Origin of the sequence: Arthrobacter sp. C2 (assembly GCA_024207135.1) — a bacterium.
Taxonomy (GTDB): domain Bacteria; phylum Actinomycetota; class Actinomycetes; order Actinomycetales; family Micrococcaceae; genus Paeniglutamicibacter.
In genome coordinates, this window is sequence record CP042428.1 from 3,087,150 (window position 1) to 3,106,355 (window position 19,206).

General features: G+C 61.5%; 16 protein-coding genes. 7 read left to right on the forward strand and 9 right to left on the reverse strand.

The annotated features are described in order from the left end of the window. Window positions 1–796 precede the first annotated feature (796 nt). From FPY90_RS14320 to rpmH, 9 genes are all read right to left on the reverse strand, one after another. Window positions 797–994, reverse strand: a complete 198-nt coding sequence (locus tag FPY90_RS14320; RefSeq protein ID WP_071216203.1) for a hypothetical protein — start codon at window positions 992–994, stop codon at window positions 797–799. 706 nt (window positions 995–1,700) lie between these two features. Beyond that, window positions 1,701–2,912 carry a ParB/RepB/Spo0J family partition protein gene (locus FPY90_RS14325; protein WP_071216204.1) on the reverse strand — a complete coding sequence of 404 codons (1,212 nt, stop codon included), beginning with the start codon at window positions 2,910–2,912 and terminating at the stop codon, window positions 1,701–1,703. A gap of 289 nt (window positions 2,913–3,201) precedes the next feature. Further along, window positions 3,202–4,128, reverse strand: coding sequence for a ParA family protein (locus FPY90_RS14330; RefSeq protein WP_498685600.1), 927 nt, complete (start codon window positions 4,126–4,128; stop codon window positions 3,202–3,204). Window positions 4,129–4,394: 266 nt separating this feature from the next. After that, window positions 4,395–5,036, reverse strand: coding sequence for a 16S rRNA (guanine(527)-N(7))-methyltransferase RsmG (rsmG, locus tag FPY90_RS14335; protein ID WP_071216205.1), 642 nt, complete (start codon window positions 5,034–5,036; stop codon window positions 4,395–4,397). Between the two features lie 25 nt (window positions 5,037–5,061). Next, complete coding sequence (locus FPY90_RS14340; protein ID WP_083411453.1) at window positions 5,062–5,610, reverse strand: Jag family protein; 549 nt, start codon at window positions 5,608–5,610, stop codon at window positions 5,062–5,064. Between the two features lie 2 nt (window positions 5,611–5,612). Then, window positions 5,613–6,578 carry a membrane protein insertase YidC gene (gene yidC, locus FPY90_RS14345; protein WP_071216206.1) on the reverse strand — a complete coding sequence of 322 codons (966 nt, stop codon included), beginning with the start codon at window positions 6,576–6,578 and terminating at the stop codon, window positions 5,613–5,615. A 15-nt stretch (window positions 6,579–6,593) separates the two neighbouring features. Continuing rightward, window positions 6,594–6,953, reverse strand: coding sequence for a membrane protein insertion efficiency factor YidD (gene yidD / locus FPY90_RS14350; RefSeq protein WP_175475535.1), 360 nt, complete (start codon window positions 6,951–6,953; stop codon window positions 6,594–6,596). Then, complete coding sequence (gene rnpA, locus FPY90_RS14355) at window positions 6,937–7,305, reverse strand: ribonuclease P protein component (protein ID WP_498681739.1); 369 nt, start codon at window positions 7,303–7,305, stop codon at window positions 6,937–6,939. The genes yidD and rnpA overlap by 17 nt, the downstream gene beginning before the upstream one ends. Before the next feature lie 75 nt (window positions 7,306–7,380). Beyond that, the gene (gene rpmH / locus FPY90_RS14360) at window positions 7,381–7,518 is read right to left on the reverse strand and encodes a 50S ribosomal protein L34 (RefSeq protein WP_083411456.1); all 138 of its coding nucleotides are present in this window, start codon (window positions 7,516–7,518) and stop codon (window positions 7,381–7,383) included. Window positions 7,519–8,019: 501 nt separating this feature from the next. Between rpmH and dnaA the strand changes: the two genes are divergently transcribed. From dnaA to FPY90_RS14395, 7 genes are all read left to right on the forward strand, one after another. Continuing rightward, complete coding sequence (gene dnaA, locus FPY90_RS14365; protein ID WP_071216208.1) at window positions 8,020–9,432, forward strand: chromosomal replication initiator protein DnaA; 1,413 nt, start codon at window positions 8,020–8,022, stop codon at window positions 9,430–9,432. Window positions 9,433–10,421: 989 nt separating this feature from the next. Next, on the forward strand, window positions 10,422–11,552 hold the full coding sequence (gene dnaN / locus FPY90_RS14370) for a DNA polymerase III subunit beta (protein WP_071216209.1): 1,131 nt from the start codon (window positions 10,422–10,424) through the stop codon (window positions 11,550–11,552). A gap of 169 nt (window positions 11,553–11,721) precedes the next feature. Further along, window positions 11,722–12,924 carry a DNA replication/repair protein RecF gene (gene recF / locus FPY90_RS14375; protein ID WP_071216210.1) on the forward strand — a complete coding sequence of 401 codons (1,203 nt, stop codon included), beginning with the start codon at window positions 11,722–11,724 and terminating at the stop codon, window positions 12,922–12,924. Next, window positions 12,921–13,472 carry a DciA family protein gene (locus tag FPY90_RS14380; protein WP_071216211.1) on the forward strand — a complete coding sequence of 184 codons (552 nt, stop codon included), beginning with the start codon at window positions 12,921–12,923 and terminating at the stop codon, window positions 13,470–13,472. Before recF ends, FPY90_RS14380 begins: the two co-directional genes overlap by 4 nt. Window positions 13,473–13,730: 258 nt before the next feature. Continuing rightward, window positions 13,731–15,824: a DNA topoisomerase (ATP-hydrolyzing) subunit B gene (gene gyrB, locus FPY90_RS14385; protein WP_071216212.1), complete on the forward strand. Its 2,094-nt coding sequence runs from the start codon at window positions 13,731–13,733 to the stop codon at window positions 15,822–15,824. Window positions 15,825–15,884: 60 nt separating this feature from the next. Continuing rightward, complete coding sequence (gene gyrA, locus FPY90_RS14390; protein ID WP_498681743.1) at window positions 15,885–18,575, forward strand: DNA gyrase subunit A; 2,691 nt, start codon at window positions 15,885–15,887, stop codon at window positions 18,573–18,575. Further along, entirely contained in the window at window positions 18,572–19,147 is a 576-nt protein-coding gene (locus FPY90_RS14395) for a DUF3566 domain-containing protein (RefSeq protein ID WP_071216214.1), read from the forward strand. The genes gyrA and FPY90_RS14395 overlap by 4 nt, the downstream gene beginning before the upstream one ends. Window positions 19,148–19,206: the final 59 nt, after the last annotated feature.

The window sequence follows — 19,206 nt, forward strand, 5'->3', positions numbered from 1 at the left end:
TGCCTCGTGTGAAAAGGATTCTGAGTACTCGGCGCTTGGGGGACCACTCACTACTCTCGTTGGGACTGTTGAGACGAGGCTTTCGGTAGCGCACGTGGGTCGAACGGCCAGCAGCTGTGCGGGCATCGGAAAGCACCTGGATTAGCCTCGGCCGCAGGTGGTTCCATGGTCGGGAACCGCACCACACAACTGCACCCGGAGGAGCCGAGCCCTTGGCAGGTCGGTGGCCTGAGGCGTTGCCCCTCAACCGGTGCTCAGCGGTGGGCCGACACTTGGCGTCCGGCTGCCCCGTGGCCGCCGGAGATCCTCGGGAACGCCGAAGGCCCGGCACAAGCCAGGACGCCATCGACTGCGGTCGGGGCAGGCAACATGCCGGCAGTTGCTGGCCGCCAAGGCTTGTGCCGACGGCATCCGATGAGTCACGCACGGAGCCCGCGGCGTGCCGACGCTCCCCCGCGGTCCAACGGCGTCGGCCCCGAGCGAGGTCCGAGATACTCGGCTGGAATGCCCGGCCACGTGTCGGCGGCTCGCGTGGCCGTTTGCTGGGTGCCGGCGCAAAGTCAGCGACCCCGGGTGGTTGATGTCGCCGGCCAGCCCGTCGGACGTCGCGAAGGTGCTATCCGATGCACCCAGGCGTGCTACGGCTTCGTCGCGCGCCCGCTATCGAATGCTCCGTCTTAACGGGGGCCACCGACTTTGCCGTTCGGGGGATGGCGGCTGCTTGAACGGGAGCGACTGGCTTCCAACACGTCCTGCCATGCTGAACGGCGCCGATCTTCTCGCGCCCTTTGCTACTTCAGATGCCGATCAAGATGCTCTCGTGCACGATGATGTCGATAACCACGCCGACGTCGATGCCGGAGCCGATCCGCTGGAGCCAGTCCTTCCTCAGGTACAGCGGACAGAGCACCGTCGAGCAGCAGCCGTGCTCCATGGGCTCGGGCAGCACTTGGAGACGCTTCCCGCCTGTGCGCTCCGAGAGCAGCCCATCCATCGCCGGCAGGATGGAAGCCGTATGCGCTTCCGGAAATCCACCGTGCCCATCGGCCCGGCCCGGGCAACACTTCCGTCTCAAGGCCGGGACGGCTCACTGCATCGGCTCGGACATCTACCGACGACAACGTGGCTCCCAGCAAGGCCACCGGTGGTGTCCAAGGTGGAATATTTGTGTTTTCCGGGCGTGGTCCCCACCAACAAGATCGATGGCTCCCACAGGAGCAAATATCCACGACATCTAAGGTGCCTTGCAGGGATCTCAGACAATGAAGACCTACCCAGGCTAGCGGTTCCCAATAGGACGGGATCTGGAATCAGCAGGGAGCCTCGAAGTCACCAATCCCATGAGCCCTCGGTGTCTAGAGGAGCATTTCTGCCCAGACATTGACTGCTTATCCACCAAGGCCACTCCCCAGCCCTCTCACGGGGCTCTCAGGGGCCTCAGGATGCCACTGAGGACCCGCGGGAGGGCGCAGGTGCCCTGAGCCCTCCGCCAGGCGTCTGCCTGGCCCACATGGGCGGAGGTGACGACCCGGTTGGACGGAAATGCCCGGCTTCAACCACGCGAGCGCCGCGGCTATCTGGAAACTGGCCGACTAGGATGCAAAATCGATCCCGTCGGCGCCAACGTCAGCTGGATGCCACGTTAAATCAAGATTGCAGTGTTTCACGTGAAACACTGCAATCTAGTTCGAGGGCCACGGCTACTTGGCTTCTGCTTCCGGCGACAAAACCCCCATGATGCGGTTCAGGTCGTCAACGCTGGCGAACTCAATGCTTACTCGACCCTTCCGGGCCCCGAGCGAGATTTTGACATTTGTATCCAACCGATCAGAAAGTGACGTTGCCAAGAAATCGAGGCGCTCGTGGCGCTGCGTCTGCTTTGGCGCGGCCGCCTTCCGCGGTTTTTGTTGACCATCGCTCATGGCGACGGCTTCCTCCGTGGCACGCACCGACATGCCCTCATTGACGATTCGCTGAGCCAACTTTTCAATCTCAACCACATCGGCCAGCCCCAGCAGAGCGCGCGCGTGCCCGGCGGAGATAACTCCTACTGCAACTCTGCGCTGCACAAGAGCGGGTAGCTTCATGAGTCGAATGGTGTTGGAGATTTGGGACCTGGAGCGACCAATACGCTCCGACAGGACTTCCTGGGTGCAGGAAAACTCGCTCAGCAGCTGTTGGTAAGCGGCCGCCTCTTCGAGCGGATTGAGCTGCGAACGGTGCAGGTTTTCCAGCAAGGCGTCACGAAGAAGATCATCGTCCTGGGTTTCCCGGACAATCGCTGGAATCGTGGTCAGGCCGGCTGCCTGGGTGGCCCGCCAGCGGCGCTCACCCATGACAATCTCATAGGGCTCTTTGTCGTTCTCTCGCGACGGCCGCACGACAATTGGCTGCAGCAGCCCCACCTCGCGAATGGAATGGACCAATTCGTCCATGTGTTCTTCATCGAAGTAGGAACGGGGCTGCTTGCGGTTTGGGTGGATCTTATCAACGGCTATCTCAGCGAAACTGGCACCAGGTACGTCAACGAGGTTGTTGTCGACAGGTTCAACCACGTCGACCTCCCCTGCTCGACCTGAGGATGCAATGAGGCCCGGCATCTGAGCACGACGCTTCTTTGCCGCAGCGGACGGAGAGGTTGTGGAGGCAGACTTCTCGGCCGCGACTTCTTCCTCGGTCTTTCCGGGGACAAAGAACATGTCCACGGGGCGAGCCTTCTTGGCGCTCGAGGCGGTTCCCGATGCTTTGCGCTTTGGTGCTGTCAGGTCCGCGGTCTTCGCCGAGCTCGCGGTCTTCGTCTTGGATGTTTCACGTGAAACAATCTTAGGCGTTTCGTCCTCAGTCTCAACGACAGGGCTGCTCGAAATCAACGCACCTAGACCTCGTCCTAAACCACGTCGTTTTTCCGACATTGGATGTTACTCCTTTTCGACACCGTTACTACCTTGACCCAAGGCAATTCTACTGGCTGGCCATTGATTGTTAAGGACGCGGCTCACGGGTGTGGCTCGCACGCCGCTGAGAAGCGATGGTTCTGCCCCTACCAACCCCCAAGGTCAAGGGGTATGCCGTGATAGAAACCGTTTCAGGACGCGGAATCCTTAAAACAACCTATTCCGAGAACATTCGGCCAAAGAATACTGTGAACCATCACAACACCGGCCACCGATCGAACAACCTGGGTTGCTCGGTCCGGGAAAGCTAGCTGTTGCCTCGCTCCGCAATCTCCGCGGCTGCTTCCAAATACGAAAGGGCACCGGTGGAACTCGAATCGTACGTAATGACGGTCTGCTGGTAACTGGGAGCCTCTGAGATCCGAACGCTTCGTGGAATCAGAGCTTGGAGCACCTGGTTCGGGAAGTGTTCACGTACCTCACTGGCAACCTGTGCGGCGAGGTTCGTCCGTCCGTCGTACATGGTCAGGAGAATCGTCGAAACCGTTAGGTCCGAGTTCAAGTGCTTCTGGATCATCTCGATATTCTTCAGGAGCTGGCTCAGTCCCTCCAGCGCATAGTACTCACACTGGATTGGAATCAAAACCTCACGCGCTGCCACGAACGCATTGACCGTCAGCAGTCCCAGGCTTGGCGGGCAGTCAATGAAGACATAATCCAACCGCTCCATGCCGTTTGCATCCCGGTACTGGGCATATTGCTCCAGTGCTCGGCGAAGCCGTTGCTCGCGAGCAACCAGGGACACCAGCTCAATTTCGGCACCGGCCAGGTGGATCGTTGCTGGCGCGACCGTAAGGTTGTCGATGTTCGGGCAGATGGCAACAACATCAGACAAAGGCATGTCATTGATGAGCACATCGTAGATGCTGTCTACGTCCGCGTGGTGTTCGATGCCCAGCGCAGTCGAGGCATTCCCCTGCGGATCGATATCGATCACCAAGACGTTGAGTCCCGCAATGGCCAAGGCGGCAGCAATGTTCACCGTGGTGGTCGTCTTGCCGACGCCACCCTTCTGGTTGCTGACCGTCATGTAACGGGTGGTATCTGGCTTCGGCAGTTTCCTCCCGCTCAGCTTTTCGCGACGCTTATGCTCGCTGGCAAGCTGGCTAGCCAATGGAGAACTATCGTCGGTGGTATCGAAAACATTTCGCACTGTCGCAGGTTCCTTCGCCACCACTATGTCCTCCCCATCGGAATCCGTTAACTCCACGGCTTCGCTCTCATCGAGAATCGGCGCCGCGGTAAAAATTGTTTCACGTGAAACAGCTTCAACCTCAACTGAATCAATCGTTTTAGGTTGTTCTTGAGTGTTTGATGAACCAAAATTAGCGAAAAGCGCTGCAAACGGTGGAATCTTGTTAACGCTACGCTTCAAAACGGTTCTCTCTACTAACTCAACAGGTGGCTTGGAGCCACCTGATACAGCCTATCGCGATTGCGCTAGCCTACGTTGATACGCACCACGGTCGTCGGTTCGCTGAGAATGTCTTCCCCCACCGTCACGACCTCGGTCTTGGTTCCGCCCAGGCGGCGAATAACCTTGGCCGCCTTGTCCACTTCCTCGGCCGCGGAGCGCCCCTTGATGGCCAAAACGGTACCCTTGCCGTGGAGCAGCGGGATGGTGAGCCCGGCAAGGTTCGTCAAGGCCGAAACCGCGCGAGCAGTGGCGAAGTCCGCATTCACGTGCTCCACTACCTGCTCGGCACGGCCCCGCATCACGGTAACGTTCTCAAGCCCGAGGTCCTCAACAACTTCGTGCAACCAGATGCAACGACGTTCCAGCGGCTCAATCAAGGTCAGCTCGAGGTCGGCGCGGGCCAGAGCGAAGGTCAACCCCGGAAGCCCCGCGCCGCTGCCGACGTCGGCAACGTGGGCACCCTCATCGATCAGATTGGCAACGACCGCACAGTTCAAGACATGCCGCGACCACAGCCGCGGGACTTCACGAGGGCCCAACAGGCCTCGTTCCATGCCGGAGGTGGCCAGGTGCTGAACGTAGCGCTCTGCTAGCTCCAGACGGTCGCCAAACACGGTCCGGGCGGCCTGGCTCTCTTCAGCGGTAAGTTCTACTTCGTTGCTCATAGCGTGTTGTTCCTTGGTTCCGTGCTTAGGAGTCGGCGCGTGAAACGACGATGTGGCGGCGAGGGCCTTCGCCTTCGGACTCGCTGTGCATGCCCAACAACCCCACGCAATCGTGAACGAGCTTGCGTTCGTAGGCGCTCATGGGATCGAGGGCCACTTCGTCGCCGGTCGCTTCGACCTTCGCGACGGCTTCCTCAGCAATACGCTTGAGCTCGCCGGCACGTCCCTGACGGTACCCGGTGATGTCCAGGACAAGGCGTGAGCGGTTGCCCGTCGCGGTCAAGACAGCCAGTCGTGTGAGCTCCTGCAGGGAGTCCAGGACCTCGCCCTTGGAACCGATCAGGCGATGCAGGGACGCCTCGTCTTCAGGCTCCCCGGCGATTGAGATATAGGTTCGTCCACCACGGACTTCAATGTCGATGTCGCCGTCGAGATCGGCGATGTCCAGCAGTTCCTCGAGGTAGTCCGCGGCGATGTCGCCTTCTTCTTCAATGCTGCTGGCAGCATCAAGAACTTCGGTTTCCTCAGCCGGAATAGTGGTCTCAATAGCGTCGCTCTGCTCAACATTGCTCATGGCTACTTCTTCTTCCTGTTCTTGCGCTGTGGCTGGACGCGCTGCACCTTTGGCTCTTCAACGATCGCTTCCGCAGCCTCCGCGTCGGCCTTCTTCTGCCCTATGGGGGGAAGGCCCTTGGCTGCGCGGCGCTCATTGAGTTCGCGCTCGGCCTGTGAACCCGGAGTCGGGTTGTTGCGAATGACGTAGTACTGCTGGGCCAAGGTCCACACGTTGGTGGCCGTCCAGTAGATCAAAACACCGATCGGGAAGTTGATGCCACCGATGCCGAATACCAGCGGCAGGATGTACAACATGATCTTCTGCTGCTGCATGAAGGGGCCTTCGAGGGCTTCCTTCGTCATGTTCTTGGACATGATCTGCTTCTGCGTAATGAACTGGGAGGCGGTCATCGCCAGGATCATCACGATGGCAACAACGATTACTGCGCCATTGATCGGTCCATCTGAATTGATGGTGCCAAGGAAGGTTTCGGAAAGCCGGGCACCGAAGATCGAAGACTGGTCGAAGCTCTTGATGTGGTCGGCCGACAGCTTGCCGACGCTTTCACCGGCGGCGCTGGCCTGGGAGGCACTGTTCAAGACGCGGAAGAGCGCGAAGAAGAACGGCATCTGGACAAGCATCGGCAAGCAGGAAGACAGCGGGTTGGTCTTGTGCTTCTTGAACAGGGCACGCTGCTCGGCAATCATCGCCTGCTGCGAGAGCTGGTCCTTCTTGCCCTTGTACTTCGCCTGGAGCTTGCGTAGATCTGGCTGAAGTGCCTGCATGGCGCGCTGAGCCTTGATCTGCTTCACGAATACAGGGATCAGTGCGGTTCGAATCAACAAAACCAGGAAGATGATGGACAGCGTCCATGTCCAACCGGAGTTGGGATCCATGCCAATGGATGTGAACAGTTCGTGGAAGGCCCAAAGGATCCACGAGACTACGTACCGAAACGGGGTCAGTATCAGGTCAAGGAAGTTCATTACCGGTCATGCTCCTCAGGCCGCGTCTGCGGCGTCTTCGTCGGCGGGAATCGGAGGATGATTCAACACCATGATCTTGGGGGTCTTGCCTTCTGGCCAAATCCGTCGGCCTTCGGGAACGTAATCGATCCCGCCATGGCTGAACGGATTACATCTTAAGACACGCCAGATGGTTAATCCGATGCCTTTGACGGCTCCATGAACCGTAACCGCTTCAAGGCCGTAAGCCGAGCAGCTGGGAAAATAGCGACAAACATCGCCGTAGATCGGCGAAATGATCCTGCGATAGACCATGAGGAAACCGATGATGAGGTTTCTGGGCATATCAATCAGGAACCAGAGGATCCCTGTTCTGGGCCTAGAATCCTTTTTCACGCTTCGCACCTGCCTTAGGAACAACCGAACCAAGCCCGGACCGGACTTGCTGGCTAAGCTCGTCCCAATCGATGTCCGCGGAACCAGGCAATGCCCGGAGCACGACATCGAGGCCGGTGGCATCCGCAGTGAACTGCGCGGCCAGTGCACGCATTCGTCGCTTGACGAGATTGCGCTGCACGGCATTGCCAACGGCCTTGGAAACGATAAAACCAAAACGGTTATTGCCTTGGGGTTCTTCAGAACGAACCCGTGCATATAGCACTACGTTCCGGCGCCCAGTGCGGGCGCCGGAACGTACAGTGGCTGTAAAGTCCTGCGAAAGGCGCAGTCGTTGATTCTTTGGCAACACGACGTCACGCGTCGAGTCTGAAAAACAAAGAACCCACGAAAACCTGCGCTATTTCAGGACAGTAGTGCTTAATGGTTATGCAGAAAGTTCGACGCGACCCTTGGCGCGGCGGGTTGCCAAAATGGCACGGCCTGCACGGGTACGCATACGAAGTCGGAAACCGTGCTTCTTGGCACGACGACGGTTATTCGGCTGAAAAGTCCGCTTGCTCACGGTAGTAACTCCAAGACGATCATGTGATGCGCCTTGCCCGTTGCTAATAAGTAGGGAAGAACAGGCCGACGCTCGTATTCAGGTGGCCCTTGTGGACTGCTCCGCGCATTCGACAATCCGAAGACTTTCAAAGGCACCTCACAGTGCCAAAAGTGCACACATAGGACTACACAACGATAGGGGTGCAAGTGAAGGTACGTCAAATTGAGCCCATTCGCGTTCCACCCGGGCCCTGTGCACTATGTGATCTTGGTTGTGGATACCGCGGTGGATAAACGCCCAAAAACCTCGAATATCTGCTCTGACGCTTTTGTCCTGGATCTCAATTTTTACTTGCAACCATGCAGATTTGCAAGCCTCTGAGAGATATCCACCTCAAGTTATCCACCGACTGTGCATAACGCTGTGGATGACCGCTAGAATCATCTAGTTGGGGTTCGGCAGTCGAGGGCCCCATTCGTCGCCCGTTTGGTCGATGTAACAGAACGAAGGGGCCTAATTGTGAGCACGGACGAGACCAACAGTGTCGGCAGTGCCTGGCGCCAGGTAGTTCGACATATCGAACAAGACGACCGTGTAACGCCCATGCAGCGTGCCTTCGCTGCCCTGGCGCAGCCCCAGGGGCTGATCGGAACAACACTCTTGCTGGCGGTCCCCAACGAATTGACCCGTGACGTTCTCCAAACCCAGCTCAAGGACCCTCTTGAACAGTCGTTGAAGCTCGTCTTCCAATCGGATATCCGGTGTGCGTTCAGCATCGACTCCGATTTGCTCCCGGAAGAAGCGCCGGCTCCCCCTGTTGAATTGCCGCCGGTTCCCAAGGCACGCATCAGCGATGTCCTCCCGCAGCCGTCCCCGCCGTCGAATTCCCAGGAGTTCGGCCGCCTGAACCCCAAGTACATTTTCGATACGTTCGTGATCGGCTCTTCCAACCGTTTCGCCCATGCCGCAGCGGTGGCAGTCGCAGAAGCCCCGGCCAAGGCCTACAACCCGTTGTTCATCTATGGCGACTCCGGCTTGGGCAAGACCCACCTGCTGCATGCCATTGGCCACTACGCCCGCCACCTTTACAACGGGATCCGGGTCCGATACGTAAATTCCGAGGAATTCACGAACGACTTCATCAACTCCATTCGTGACGACGAGGGCGCGAGCTTCAAGCAGACTTATCGAAACGTAGACATCCTGCTCATTGACGACATCCAGTTCTTGGCCAACAAGGATGCCACCCAGGAAGAGTTCTTCCACACCTTCAACGCCCTGCATAACCACAACAAACAGGTTGTCATCACCTCGGACCTCCCGCCCAAGCAGCTGTCCGGATTCGAAGACCGCATGCGCTCCCGCTTTGAATGGGGCCTGCTCACCGATATCCAGCCTCCGGAACTTGAAACCCGCATTGCCATTCTGCGAAAAAAGGCCACGGCGGAGAATCTGTCCGCCCCCGACGAGGTCATGGAGTACATAGCCTCAAAAATCTCCACCAATATCCGTGAGCTCGAGGGGGCGTTGATCCGGGTGACTGCATTTGCCTCGCTCAACAACCAAACCGTGGACATGAGCTTGGCCGAGACGGTCCTGAAGGACTTGATCACCGACGAAGGCGCCCAGGAAATCACGCCGGCGACCATCGTTGCCCAGACTGCCGAGTACTTTAATCTCACGATTGAAGAGCTCACCAGCAAATCCAGGACCCGGACCTTGGTGACCGCACGGCAGATCGCCATGTACCTCCTGCGTGAGCTGACCGATATGTCGCTGCCAAAGATCGGCCAGGAACTGGGCGGCCGCGACCACACCACCGTGATTCACGCCGATCGCAAGATCCGTGAACTCATGGCGGAACGTCGGGCCATTTTCAACCAGGTAACCGAGCTGACCAACCGAATCAAGCAGCGGCAGCGCGAAGGTTAAGGACGCCAGAATTCCGATAACCACAGGTGTGGATAAACCTGTGGATGATTAAGTGGACGACCTCGATCTTCTGCGGATAACTCCATGCTCTCCTGTGGATCCCTTAATCCACGCGGAAAGTTGTCCACCGGGGCGTGACACTGAGTGTCACCCCCAATCACATGTTGTGCACATGCATAATCGGTACGTTCCCGCGGCCGTTGACGGTTATCCACAGTATCCACAGGGGTTATTAACACTACTAACCCCTTTCTTCCTATTCATCCAGATAACAAGTCCCCTTTTGCCGCGAGCTGCCAAGATCGACCGAATGACCCTGAATTGGGCCATTCCCCTTGGAGAGTTTTGCGCAAGGACCACGGACCGTTTCCAACTGAAATTGGCATACTCCCGAATCCCTTGCTTAGACGCGGTTCCTCTCGGTTGCAGCTGCATTTCACTTTCGTACCCAGGGGCCTTCTTCCGGCATTTTTCACCCGGGCTTTCCGACAGGCGTCCAAGAGATGAACTTCCGGGAATGACTCGGTTGCCGCTTCCAGCTCTGTTCATGTCTCATTGATCATCAAATGTTCTGTGCCGGCCCCAGGTTCGGACAGGGCCCGCACTCCAGTTCCGCTGCGTCACAGTTGAAAACAGCGGGACCCGATTTCGTGGAAAAACCGCTTCTGGTCAGCCTGTCCTAGAGAGACCTTGCGCCTGGCTTGGAAACGTTCACTTCCAAGCCGGTCCACGGCAACGTGCAGTCTTCGGATTTCTGCGGTCCCACGATGCTGCCCGGGAACGACCACCGGGATGCTTGCTCATTGATCACCAAAAACCGGTATGCTCGAAGGCTGTGCCGTAGTTCTGCCAACCAACGCAGTCGGTTCACAAAGCAAGCTTGCAAACTCACCTTGTGCCCGGAACCAGTTCCGGGTCTCGATTTTCAGGACGCTAAGCTTGCTTCAAGTCATGTACTGTCGACTTCGTCGTGAAAGGCGGAACACTTCGTGAAGTTCAGCGTTGAAAAGGATGTATTGGCCGAAGCCGTATCCTGGACCGCCCGTTCACTTTCCCAACGGCCGCCTTCCCCGGTGCTCTCAGGCATCCTGATCACCGCAACGGGCGGCACCGTTTCCCTGGCCGGGTTCGACTACGAAATCTCTGCCCACCTCGAAATTGCCGCTGATGTCGCTGCCGAGGGAACGATACTGGTTTCCGGCAAGTTGCTGGCCGAAATTTGCCGCAGCCTCCCGAACGCCACCGCGGTCATCGAGACCGACGGCACCAAGGTCACACTCACCTGCGGGCGTAGCCGATTCCACCTGGCCACGATGCCGGTGGCCGAATACCCGGAACTTCCAACGCTTCCCGAGGTGACTGGCGTTGTCGATGGCGAGGCCTTTGCCCACGCAATCAACCAGGTCATTGTTGCTGCCTCCAAGGACGACACCTTGCCGATCCTGACCGGCGTCAAGATGGAAATCGAAGACGACCTGATCACCTTCCTGGCCACCGACCGTTACCGACTGGCCATGCGCGAGGTCCACTGGAAGCCGTCGCAGTCCGGGATTTCAACTTCCGCACTGGTCAAGGCCAAGACCCTGAACGAGGTCGCCAAGACCCTGGGTTCGGCCGGCGAATTGAAGATCGCGCTGGGCGAAGGCAACGAACTCATTGGTTTCGAAAGCGGAAACCGCCGCACCACCTCGTTGCTTGTCGACGGTGACTACCCCAAGATCCGTTCGCTGTTCCCCGAGAACACGCCGATCCATGCCACGGTGCGGACCTCCGATCTCATGGAAGCGGTCCGCCGCGTAGCGGTTGTTGCCGAACGCAACACCCCGGTGCGGCTCTCCTTCACCGGCGGCCAGCTTTCGCTTGACGCCGGTACCGGCGAAGACGCCCAGGCCGAGGAATCCATCGAGGCGCAGATCGACGGCGAGGAAATCACCGTCGCCTTCAATCCCGCCTACCTGAGCGAGGGCCTGAACGCCTTCGACAGCGAATTCGTGCGCTTCTCCTTCACCAGCGCCCCCAAGCCGGCCATGATGACCGCCCAGTCTTCCCTGGACGGACAGGACAGCGACCAGTACCGGTACCTGGTCATGCCGGTGCGCCTACCAAACTTGCCCAATTAGGTTGCCTGCGGGGGAAAACACGGTTTTCTTTCCTGCCGCAACCTCGTGTTCGGCCGCTCCACGTCCGCTCCAAACGGAGCGGCCGAACACAACTTTTCTTGGCGGCTTCCACCAAGCCTTTGTCATCCGATCGACGGCATCCCGCCCGATCCCATCGCAGGACGTTTAGGTGTATATCTCACATGTCTCTCTCACCGACTTCCGCTCCTATGCGCAAGCCGATGTCGAGCTGGGACCTGGCACCAACGTCCTTGTAGGGTCCAACGGTGTCGGCAAGACCAACATCGTAGAAGCCATTGGCTACCTTGCAACGCTTTCGTCCCACCGGGTCACCAATGACGCACCGCTGCTGCGTTTCGGCACCGACCGCGCGCTGGTCCGGGCGAGGGTCCAGCGCGCCAAGCTGGTGACCACCCTCGAGGTGGAAATCACCGCCGGCAAGGCAAACCGGGCCAGGATCAACCGGGCCAACCCCGTGAGGGCGCGCGACATCCTCGGCATCGTGCGGACCGTGCTCTTCGCCCCGGAAGACCTGGCCCTGGTCAAGGGAGATCCCTCGAACCGGCGCCGTTTCCTGGATGAATTGCTCGTTACCCTGCGGCCGGGAGAGGCAGCCACCCGCGGGGACTACGAGCGCGTTTTGAAACAGCGCAACGCCCTGCTGAAATCGGCACGCGCCGGCGGCAAGCTTTCCACCGCACACGAATCCACCCTCGATGTCTGGGACACCCACCTGGCTCGGGCCGGAGCGCGAGTGCTGCGCGGGCGGCTTGAGGTGCTCAGCCTGTTGTCCCCGTACATGGGTGCCGCATACGCGTCGTTGGCCGATGCCAACAAGGAAGCCCGTGCGTACTACCAATGCACGGTGATGGCCGATTTCGATGCCGAGGACTCCCCCGCCGATGCCCCGGCCCGCGAGGACGGCACCTTCAGGGTGGCCCCGGCCGTGCTGCTTGACGCCACCGCGGAGGAACTCGAGGAAATGTTCCTCGCGGCACTGCTGAACACCCGTGACAAGGAACTCGAGCGCGGCATCACCCTGGTTGGGCCGCATCGCGACGATGTCCTGCTGACCCTGGGCAGCGCCCCGGCCAAGGGATATGCCAGCCACGGAGAGACCTGGTCGCTGGCCCTGGCCCTGCGGCTTGCCGCCTACAAGGTCATGGGCGAGGACGACCCGCGCCCCGGCGCCGGACCGATCCTGATCCTGGACGACGTCTTCGCCGAACTCGATGCCACCCGCCGCACCCGGTTGGCCTCCATCGTGGCCGGCGCCGACCAGGTGATCGTCACCGCCGCGGTCGCCTCGGACGTGCCCGAGGAGCTCGGCGGCACCTTCCTGAAGGTCAGCCCGGGAGTCGTGAGCTCGTGAGCGAGGAAAAGGACCCGCATGCCCCCGAGGCGCTGGATGCATCCCGCGCCATCCTCAACCGCATGCGCGAATCCGCAATCAGCCGCGGCGAAGCCCGGATCGACGCGGCCAAGGCCGCCAAGTTCGAGGAAAACGTCGCTGCACGCAAGGCCAAGCGGCGGGCCAGCGCCGCACCGGCGAAATACACCGACGGGCGCGACCCCCAGGAAATCGGCAACCTCTTTGGCAGGATCGTCCGTGACCGCGGCTGGAGCGCACCGGTGGCCGTGGGCTCGGTGCTCTCGCGCTGGAGCGAGCTGGTGGGCCCGCAGATTGCCGCGCACTGCAAGCCCGAGTCCTTCGAGGATTCCACCGTGGTGGTGCGCTGCGACTCCACGACCTGGGCCACCCAGATGCGCCTGCTCTCCCACGAACTGCTCAAGCATTTCGACAAGGAACTGGGCCATGGGGTGATCACCGTGATCCGGGTTCTGGGGCCGGCGGCACCCACCTGGCGGCACGGCGGACGCTCGGTCAAGGGCCGCGGTCCGCGGGACACCTACGGCTAGGAAAACCAAAACGCGTAGCTGGCCCACTGGCGCGCTCACAGCGCCCAAACCACATAGCCCCCCACTTGAGGCCGAACCAATCGCTCCTAAGTATGGTTGGCGGCCATTGGCGGCATGTTGCCGCCGGTCAATGTCCGATTGTTTTGGCGATACGCGGTAGAATTGGTACAGGCGTTTTGTCAGTGCGACAAGACGCTGGTTCATGATCGGGCACCTTCGGTGTTCGGCCTTCCACTGTTTGAGGAGTCTGTAGCACCTGTGTCTACCGATAACACCACACCCCAGGAACCAATCGATTCCGTCCAGGTCGACGAATCCCCCGCTGCCCCGCCGGCGGAAGAGCATGTCAACGGGAGGGTGGAACACACCTACGGCGCCCAGGACATCACGGTTCTTGAGGGCCTCGAAGCGGTGCGCAAGCGCCCCGGCATGTACATCGGTTCCACCTCGGCGCGCGGCCTGCACCACCTGGTCTACGAAGTCGTGGACAACTCCGTCGACGAGGCCCTGGCCGGGCACTGCGACCACATCCAGATCGCCCTGCGCGAAGACGGCGGCGTCCGCGTGGAAGACAACGGCCGCGGCATCCCCGTGGACATCCACCCCACCGAGGGCAAGCCCACCGTCGAGGTCGTCATGACCATCCTGCACGCCGGCGGCAAGTTCGGCGGCGGCGGCTACGCGGTCTCCGGCGGCCTGCACGGCGTGGGCATCTCCGTCGTCAACGCCCTCTCCTCGCGCGTGGACACCGAGATCCGCCGCCAGGGCCATGTCTGGCGCATGTCCTTCGCGGACGGCGGCAAGCCCCAGGGCACCCTCATCGAGGGCGAGGCCACCGAGGCCACCGGCACCATCCAGACGTTCTACCCGGACGCCTCGATCTTCGACACCATCGACTTCGACTTCGAGACCCTGCGCGCCCGCTTCCAGCAGATGGCCTTCCTGAACAAGGGCCTGCGCATCACCCTCACCGACGAGCGCGTGCTGGCCGAGGACGGCGACGAGATCGCCACCGACGAGGACGAAGCCAACGACGCCGCACCGAAGCACCGCGTGGTGGACTACCTCTACAAGGACGGGCTGCTGGACTACGTCAAGCACCTGAACTCCTCCAAGAAGGTCGAGCTCGTCCACGAGGACGTCATCGCCTTCGAATCCGAGGACACCTCCAAGGGCATCAGCGTCGAGGTCGCCATGCAGTGGACCAACTCGTACTCCGAGTCGGTCCACACCTACGCCAACACCATCAACACCCACGAGGGCGGCACCCACGAAGAGGGCTTCCGCGCCGCGATGACCTCGCTGATCAACCGCTACGCGCGCGAGAAGACGATCCTGCGCGAAAAGGACGAGAACCTCACCGGCGACGACATCCGCGAGGGCCTGACAGCCGTCATCTCCGTCAAGCTTGCCGAACCGCAGTTCGAGGGCCAGACCAAGACCAAGCTGGGCAACTCGATGGCCAAGGGCTTCGTCCAGGGCGTTGTCAACGACGAACTCGGCGACTGGCTCGAGCGCAACCCGAACACCGCCCGCGACATCATCCGCAAGGCCCAGCTCGCCTCCCAGGCCCGCCTGGCCGCGCGCAAGGCCCGCGACAACGCGCGCCGGAAGTCCCCGCTGGAATCCTTCGGCATGCCCGGCAAGCTCTCGGACTGCTCCTCGAAGAACCCCGCCGAGTGCGAGGTGTTCATCGTGGAGGGCGACTCCGCAGGCGGCTCGGCCAAGCGCGGACGCAACCCGCACACCCAGGCCATCCTGCCGCTGCGCGGCAAGATCCTGAACGTCGAGCGCGCCCGCCTCGACCGCGCCCTGGGCAACGCGGAGGTCCAGGCCATGATCACCGCCTTCGGCACCGGCATCGGCGAGGAATTCGACATGGCCAAGCTGCGCTACCACAAGATCGTGCTGATGGCCGATGCCGACGTCGACGGCCAGCACATCACCACGCTGCTGCTGACGCTGCTCTTCCGCTTCATGCGCCCGCTGATCGAAAACGGCTACGTGTACCTGGCGATGCCGCCGCTGTACCGCATCAAATGGTCCAACTCCCCGCACGAATACGTGTACTCGGACAAGGAACGCGACGACGCGCTGGCCACCGGCGCCGCGAAGGCCAAGCGCCTGCCCAAGGACAACGGCATCCAGCGCTACAAGGGCCTGGGCGAGATGGACTACTCGGAACTCTGGGACACCACCATGGATCCCGAGCACCGCACGCTGCGCCAGATCACCATGGACGACGCCGCCGCAGCCGACCAGATCTTCTCCGTGCTGATGGGCGAGGACGTCGAATCGCGTCGAAACTTCATCCAGCAAAACGCCAAGGACGTGCGCTTCCTGGACATCTAGTCCAGCCCCGCCGCCGACACGCGTTTCAGACACAGACTTTTTGACTAGAGGAAGAAATCGATGAGCGATCAGACTCCCGAAAACCCGCAGGACAACACCTCAGGCACCGGCGAACCCCTCGAGGGTGCGGTGATCGACGACGCCGTGGAGGTCCGGACCGGCCACGACAAGATCGACCAGATCGACCTGCAGACCGAGATGCAGCGCTCCTACCTTGACTACGCCATGGCGGTCATCGTGGGGCGTGCGCTGCCGGACGTGCGCGACGGCCTGAAGCCCGTGCACCGCCGCGTGATCTACGCGATGTACGACGGCGGCTACCGCCCGGACCGCTCCTACAACAAGTGCGCCCGCGTGGTCGGCGAGGTCATGGGCCAGTACCACCCGCACGGCGACACCGCGATCTACGACGCCCTGGTCCGCCTGATCCAGGACTGGACCATGCGCTACCCGCTGGCCCTGGGCCAGGGCAACTTCGGCTCCCCGGGCAACGACGGGGCCGCCGCGCCGCGTTACACCGAAACCAAGATGGCCCAGTTGGCCATGGAGATGGTCCGGGACATCAACGAGGACACCGTTGACTTCCAGGACAACTACGACGGCAAGAACCAGGAACCGACCATCCTGCCGGCGCGTTTCCCGAACCTGTTGGTCAACGGCTCCTCCGGCATCGCCGTGGGCATGGCCACCAACATCCCGCCGCACAACCTGCGCGAGGTCGCCACCGGCGTGCAGTGGTACCTGGAGAACCCCGAAGCCTCCCGCGAGGAGCTGCTCGAGGAATTGATGCTGCGCGTCAAGGGCCCGGACTTCCCCACCGGTGCGATGATCCTGGGCACCAAGGGCATCGCGGATGCCTACCGCACCGGCCGCGGCTCCATCACCATGCGCGCCGTGGTCTCCGTGGAGGAACTCCAGGGCCGCACCTGCCTGGTCGTCACCGAGCTGCCCTACCAGGCCAACCCGGACAACCTCGCGGTGAAGATCGCCGAACTGGTCAAGGACGGCAAGGTCTCCGGCATCGCGGACCTGCGCGACGAAACCTCGGGGCGCACCGGCCAGCGCCTGGTCATCGTGCTCAAGCGCGATGCCGTGGCCAAGGTCGTGCTGAACAACCTCTACAAGCACACCGAGCTGCAGTCCAACTTCTCCGCGAACATGCTCGCGATCGTCGACGGGGTGCCGCGCACGCTGTCCATCGATGCGTTCATCCGCCACTGGGTCAACCACCAGATGGAAGTCATCGCCCGACGCACCGCCTACCGGCTGCGCAAGGCCGAGGAGGAGGCGCACATCCTGCGCGGCCTGCTCAAGGCCCTGGACGCGCTGGACGAGGTCATCGCGCTGATCCGCCGCTCCAACACCACCGAGGCCGCGCGCGACGGGTTGATGGAACTGCTGTCCATCGACGAGCTGCAGGCCCGGGCCATCCTGGACATGCAGCTGCGCCGCCTGGCCGCCCTGGAACGCCAGAAGATCCAGGACCGCCACAACGAGCTCGAAATGGAAATCGCCGAATACCAGGCGATCCTGGCCGACCCGCAGCGCCAGCGCACCATCATCTCCGAGGAACTTGCCGAGATCGTGGACAAGCACGGCGACGACCGCCGCACCAAGGTCCTGATGGGCTACGACGGCGACATGAGCGTCGAGGACCTGATCCCCGAGGAGGAAATGGTCGTCACCATCACCCGCGGCGGCTACGTCAAGCGCACCCGGAGCGACAACTACCGCTCGCAGCACCGCGGCGGCAAGGGCATCAAGGGCGCGCAGCTGCGCGGGGACGACGTGGTGGAGCACTTCTTCGTCACCACCACGCACAACTGGCTGCTGTTCTTCACCAACCACGGCCGCGTGTACCGCACCAAGTGCTACGAGCTGGCCGAGGCCGGTCGCGACGCCAAGGGCCAGCACGTGGCCAACGTGATGGCCTTCCAGCCCGACGAGCACATTGCCCAGGTCCTTGACCTGCGCAGCTACGAGGATGCCCCGTACCTGGTGCTCGCCACCCGCAACGGCCTGGTCAAGAAGACCCGCCTGACCGACTACGACACCAACCGCACCGCCGGGGTCATCGCGATCAACCTGCGCGAGGGCGACGAACTTGTCTCCGCGCAACTGATCTCCGAGACCGACGACCTGATGCTGGTCTCGCGCAAGGGCCAGTCGGTGCGCTTCACCGCCACCGACGAGGCACTGCGCCCGATGGGCCGCGCCACCAGCGGTGTGACCGGCATGAAGTTCCGCAACGAGGACGAATTGCTCGCCGCGGACGTGGTTTCCGAGGATTCCTATGTGTTTGTCGTCACCGAGGGCGGCTACGCCAAGCGCACCTCCGTGGACGAATACCGCGTGCAGTCCCGCGGCGGCATCGGCATCAAGGTCGCCAAGCTCGCCGAGGACCGCGGCGACCTGGTCGGCGCACTGATTGTCAATGATGAGGACGAGGTTCTGGTGGTCATGGAGGGCGGCAAGGTCGTCCGTTCCGACGTTTCGCAGGTTCCGGCCAAGGGCCGCGACACCATGGGCGTGATCTTTGCCAAGCCGGACAAGAAGGACCGGATCATCGCCGTGGCGAAGAACACCGAGCGCGGCCTCGGAGAGAATCCCGAGGAAGATGCAGTACCGTTGAACGCGGAAAAGACACAAGAAACGGCCTCCGAGGCCCTGCCGGGTGATGAAAACCCTGCGGGAACCGAGGAAAACCTTGGGCATGACGACGAGGCCACCAACGACGGAGGTAACGCGTGAGCACCCCGAATACGCCCCGCCCGGCGGGCGGCACTGGTGGTACCCGTCCGGCACCGCCACGGCAGGCACCCGTAGGCGCCCAGCGTCCCGCAGGAGCACCGCGACCGGGCACGGCCCCGCGCCCCGCAGGTGCACAGCAGCGCCCCGCAGGCGCTCCCCGCCCCGGGGCTCCGCGCCCGCAGCAGCTGGTTCGCCCGGCCCCCAAGGCCAAGGTCCGCAAGGCCCGCCTGCTCATTTCCAAGGTCGACCCCTGGTCGGTGCTGAAGATGGCGTTCCTGCTGTCGGTGGCCCTGGGCATCGTGACCGTCGTCGCTTCCGTGGTCTTCTGGTCGGTGCTCGATTTGACCGGGATCTTCGCGTCAATCAACGGCCTGGTCGGCGAGATCGTCGGCACCGAAGGCGGCTTCGACCTGATGAAGATCGCGTCCCTCGGACAGGTTGCCTCGTTCGCCACCATCATCGCCGTGGTGAATGTGGTATTGCTCACGGCGCTCTCGATGCTCGCCGCGGTGCTCTACAACCTCTCTTCGACCCTGGTTGGCGGCATCGGTGTGACCCTGACCGACGATTAATTCGCGGAAACACGCCAAGAATCGGTTCTCGGGGCCCCTTGCGAAGGGTGCCTCGAGGG

What these genes read in the sequence shown, in the direction of transcription:
- yidC (WP_071216206.1), bottom strand. Translation starts at nt 6,578, where the DNA reads ATGAACTTCCTTGACCTGATACTGACCCCGTTTCGGTACGTAGTCTCG.
- FPY90_RS14340 (WP_083411453.1), bottom strand. Translation starts at nt 5,610, where the DNA reads ATGAGCAATGTTGAGCAGAGCGACGCTATTGAGACCACTATTCCGGCT.
- rsmG (WP_071216205.1), bottom strand. Translation starts at nt 5,036, where the DNA reads ATGAGCAACGAAGTAGAACTTACCGCTGAAGAGAGCCAGGCCGCCCGG.
- FPY90_RS14325 (WP_071216204.1), bottom strand. Translation starts at nt 2,912, where the DNA reads ATGTCGGAAAAACGACGTGGTTTAGGACGAGGTCTAGGTGCGTTGATT.
- FPY90_RS14320 (WP_071216203.1), bottom strand. Translation starts at nt 994, where the DNA reads ATGGATGGGCTGCTCTCGGAGCGCACAGGCGGGAAGCGTCTCCAAGTG.
- gyrA (WP_498681743.1), top strand. Translation starts at nt 15,885, where the DNA reads ATGAGCGATCAGACTCCCGAAAACCCGCAGGACAACACCTCAGGCACC.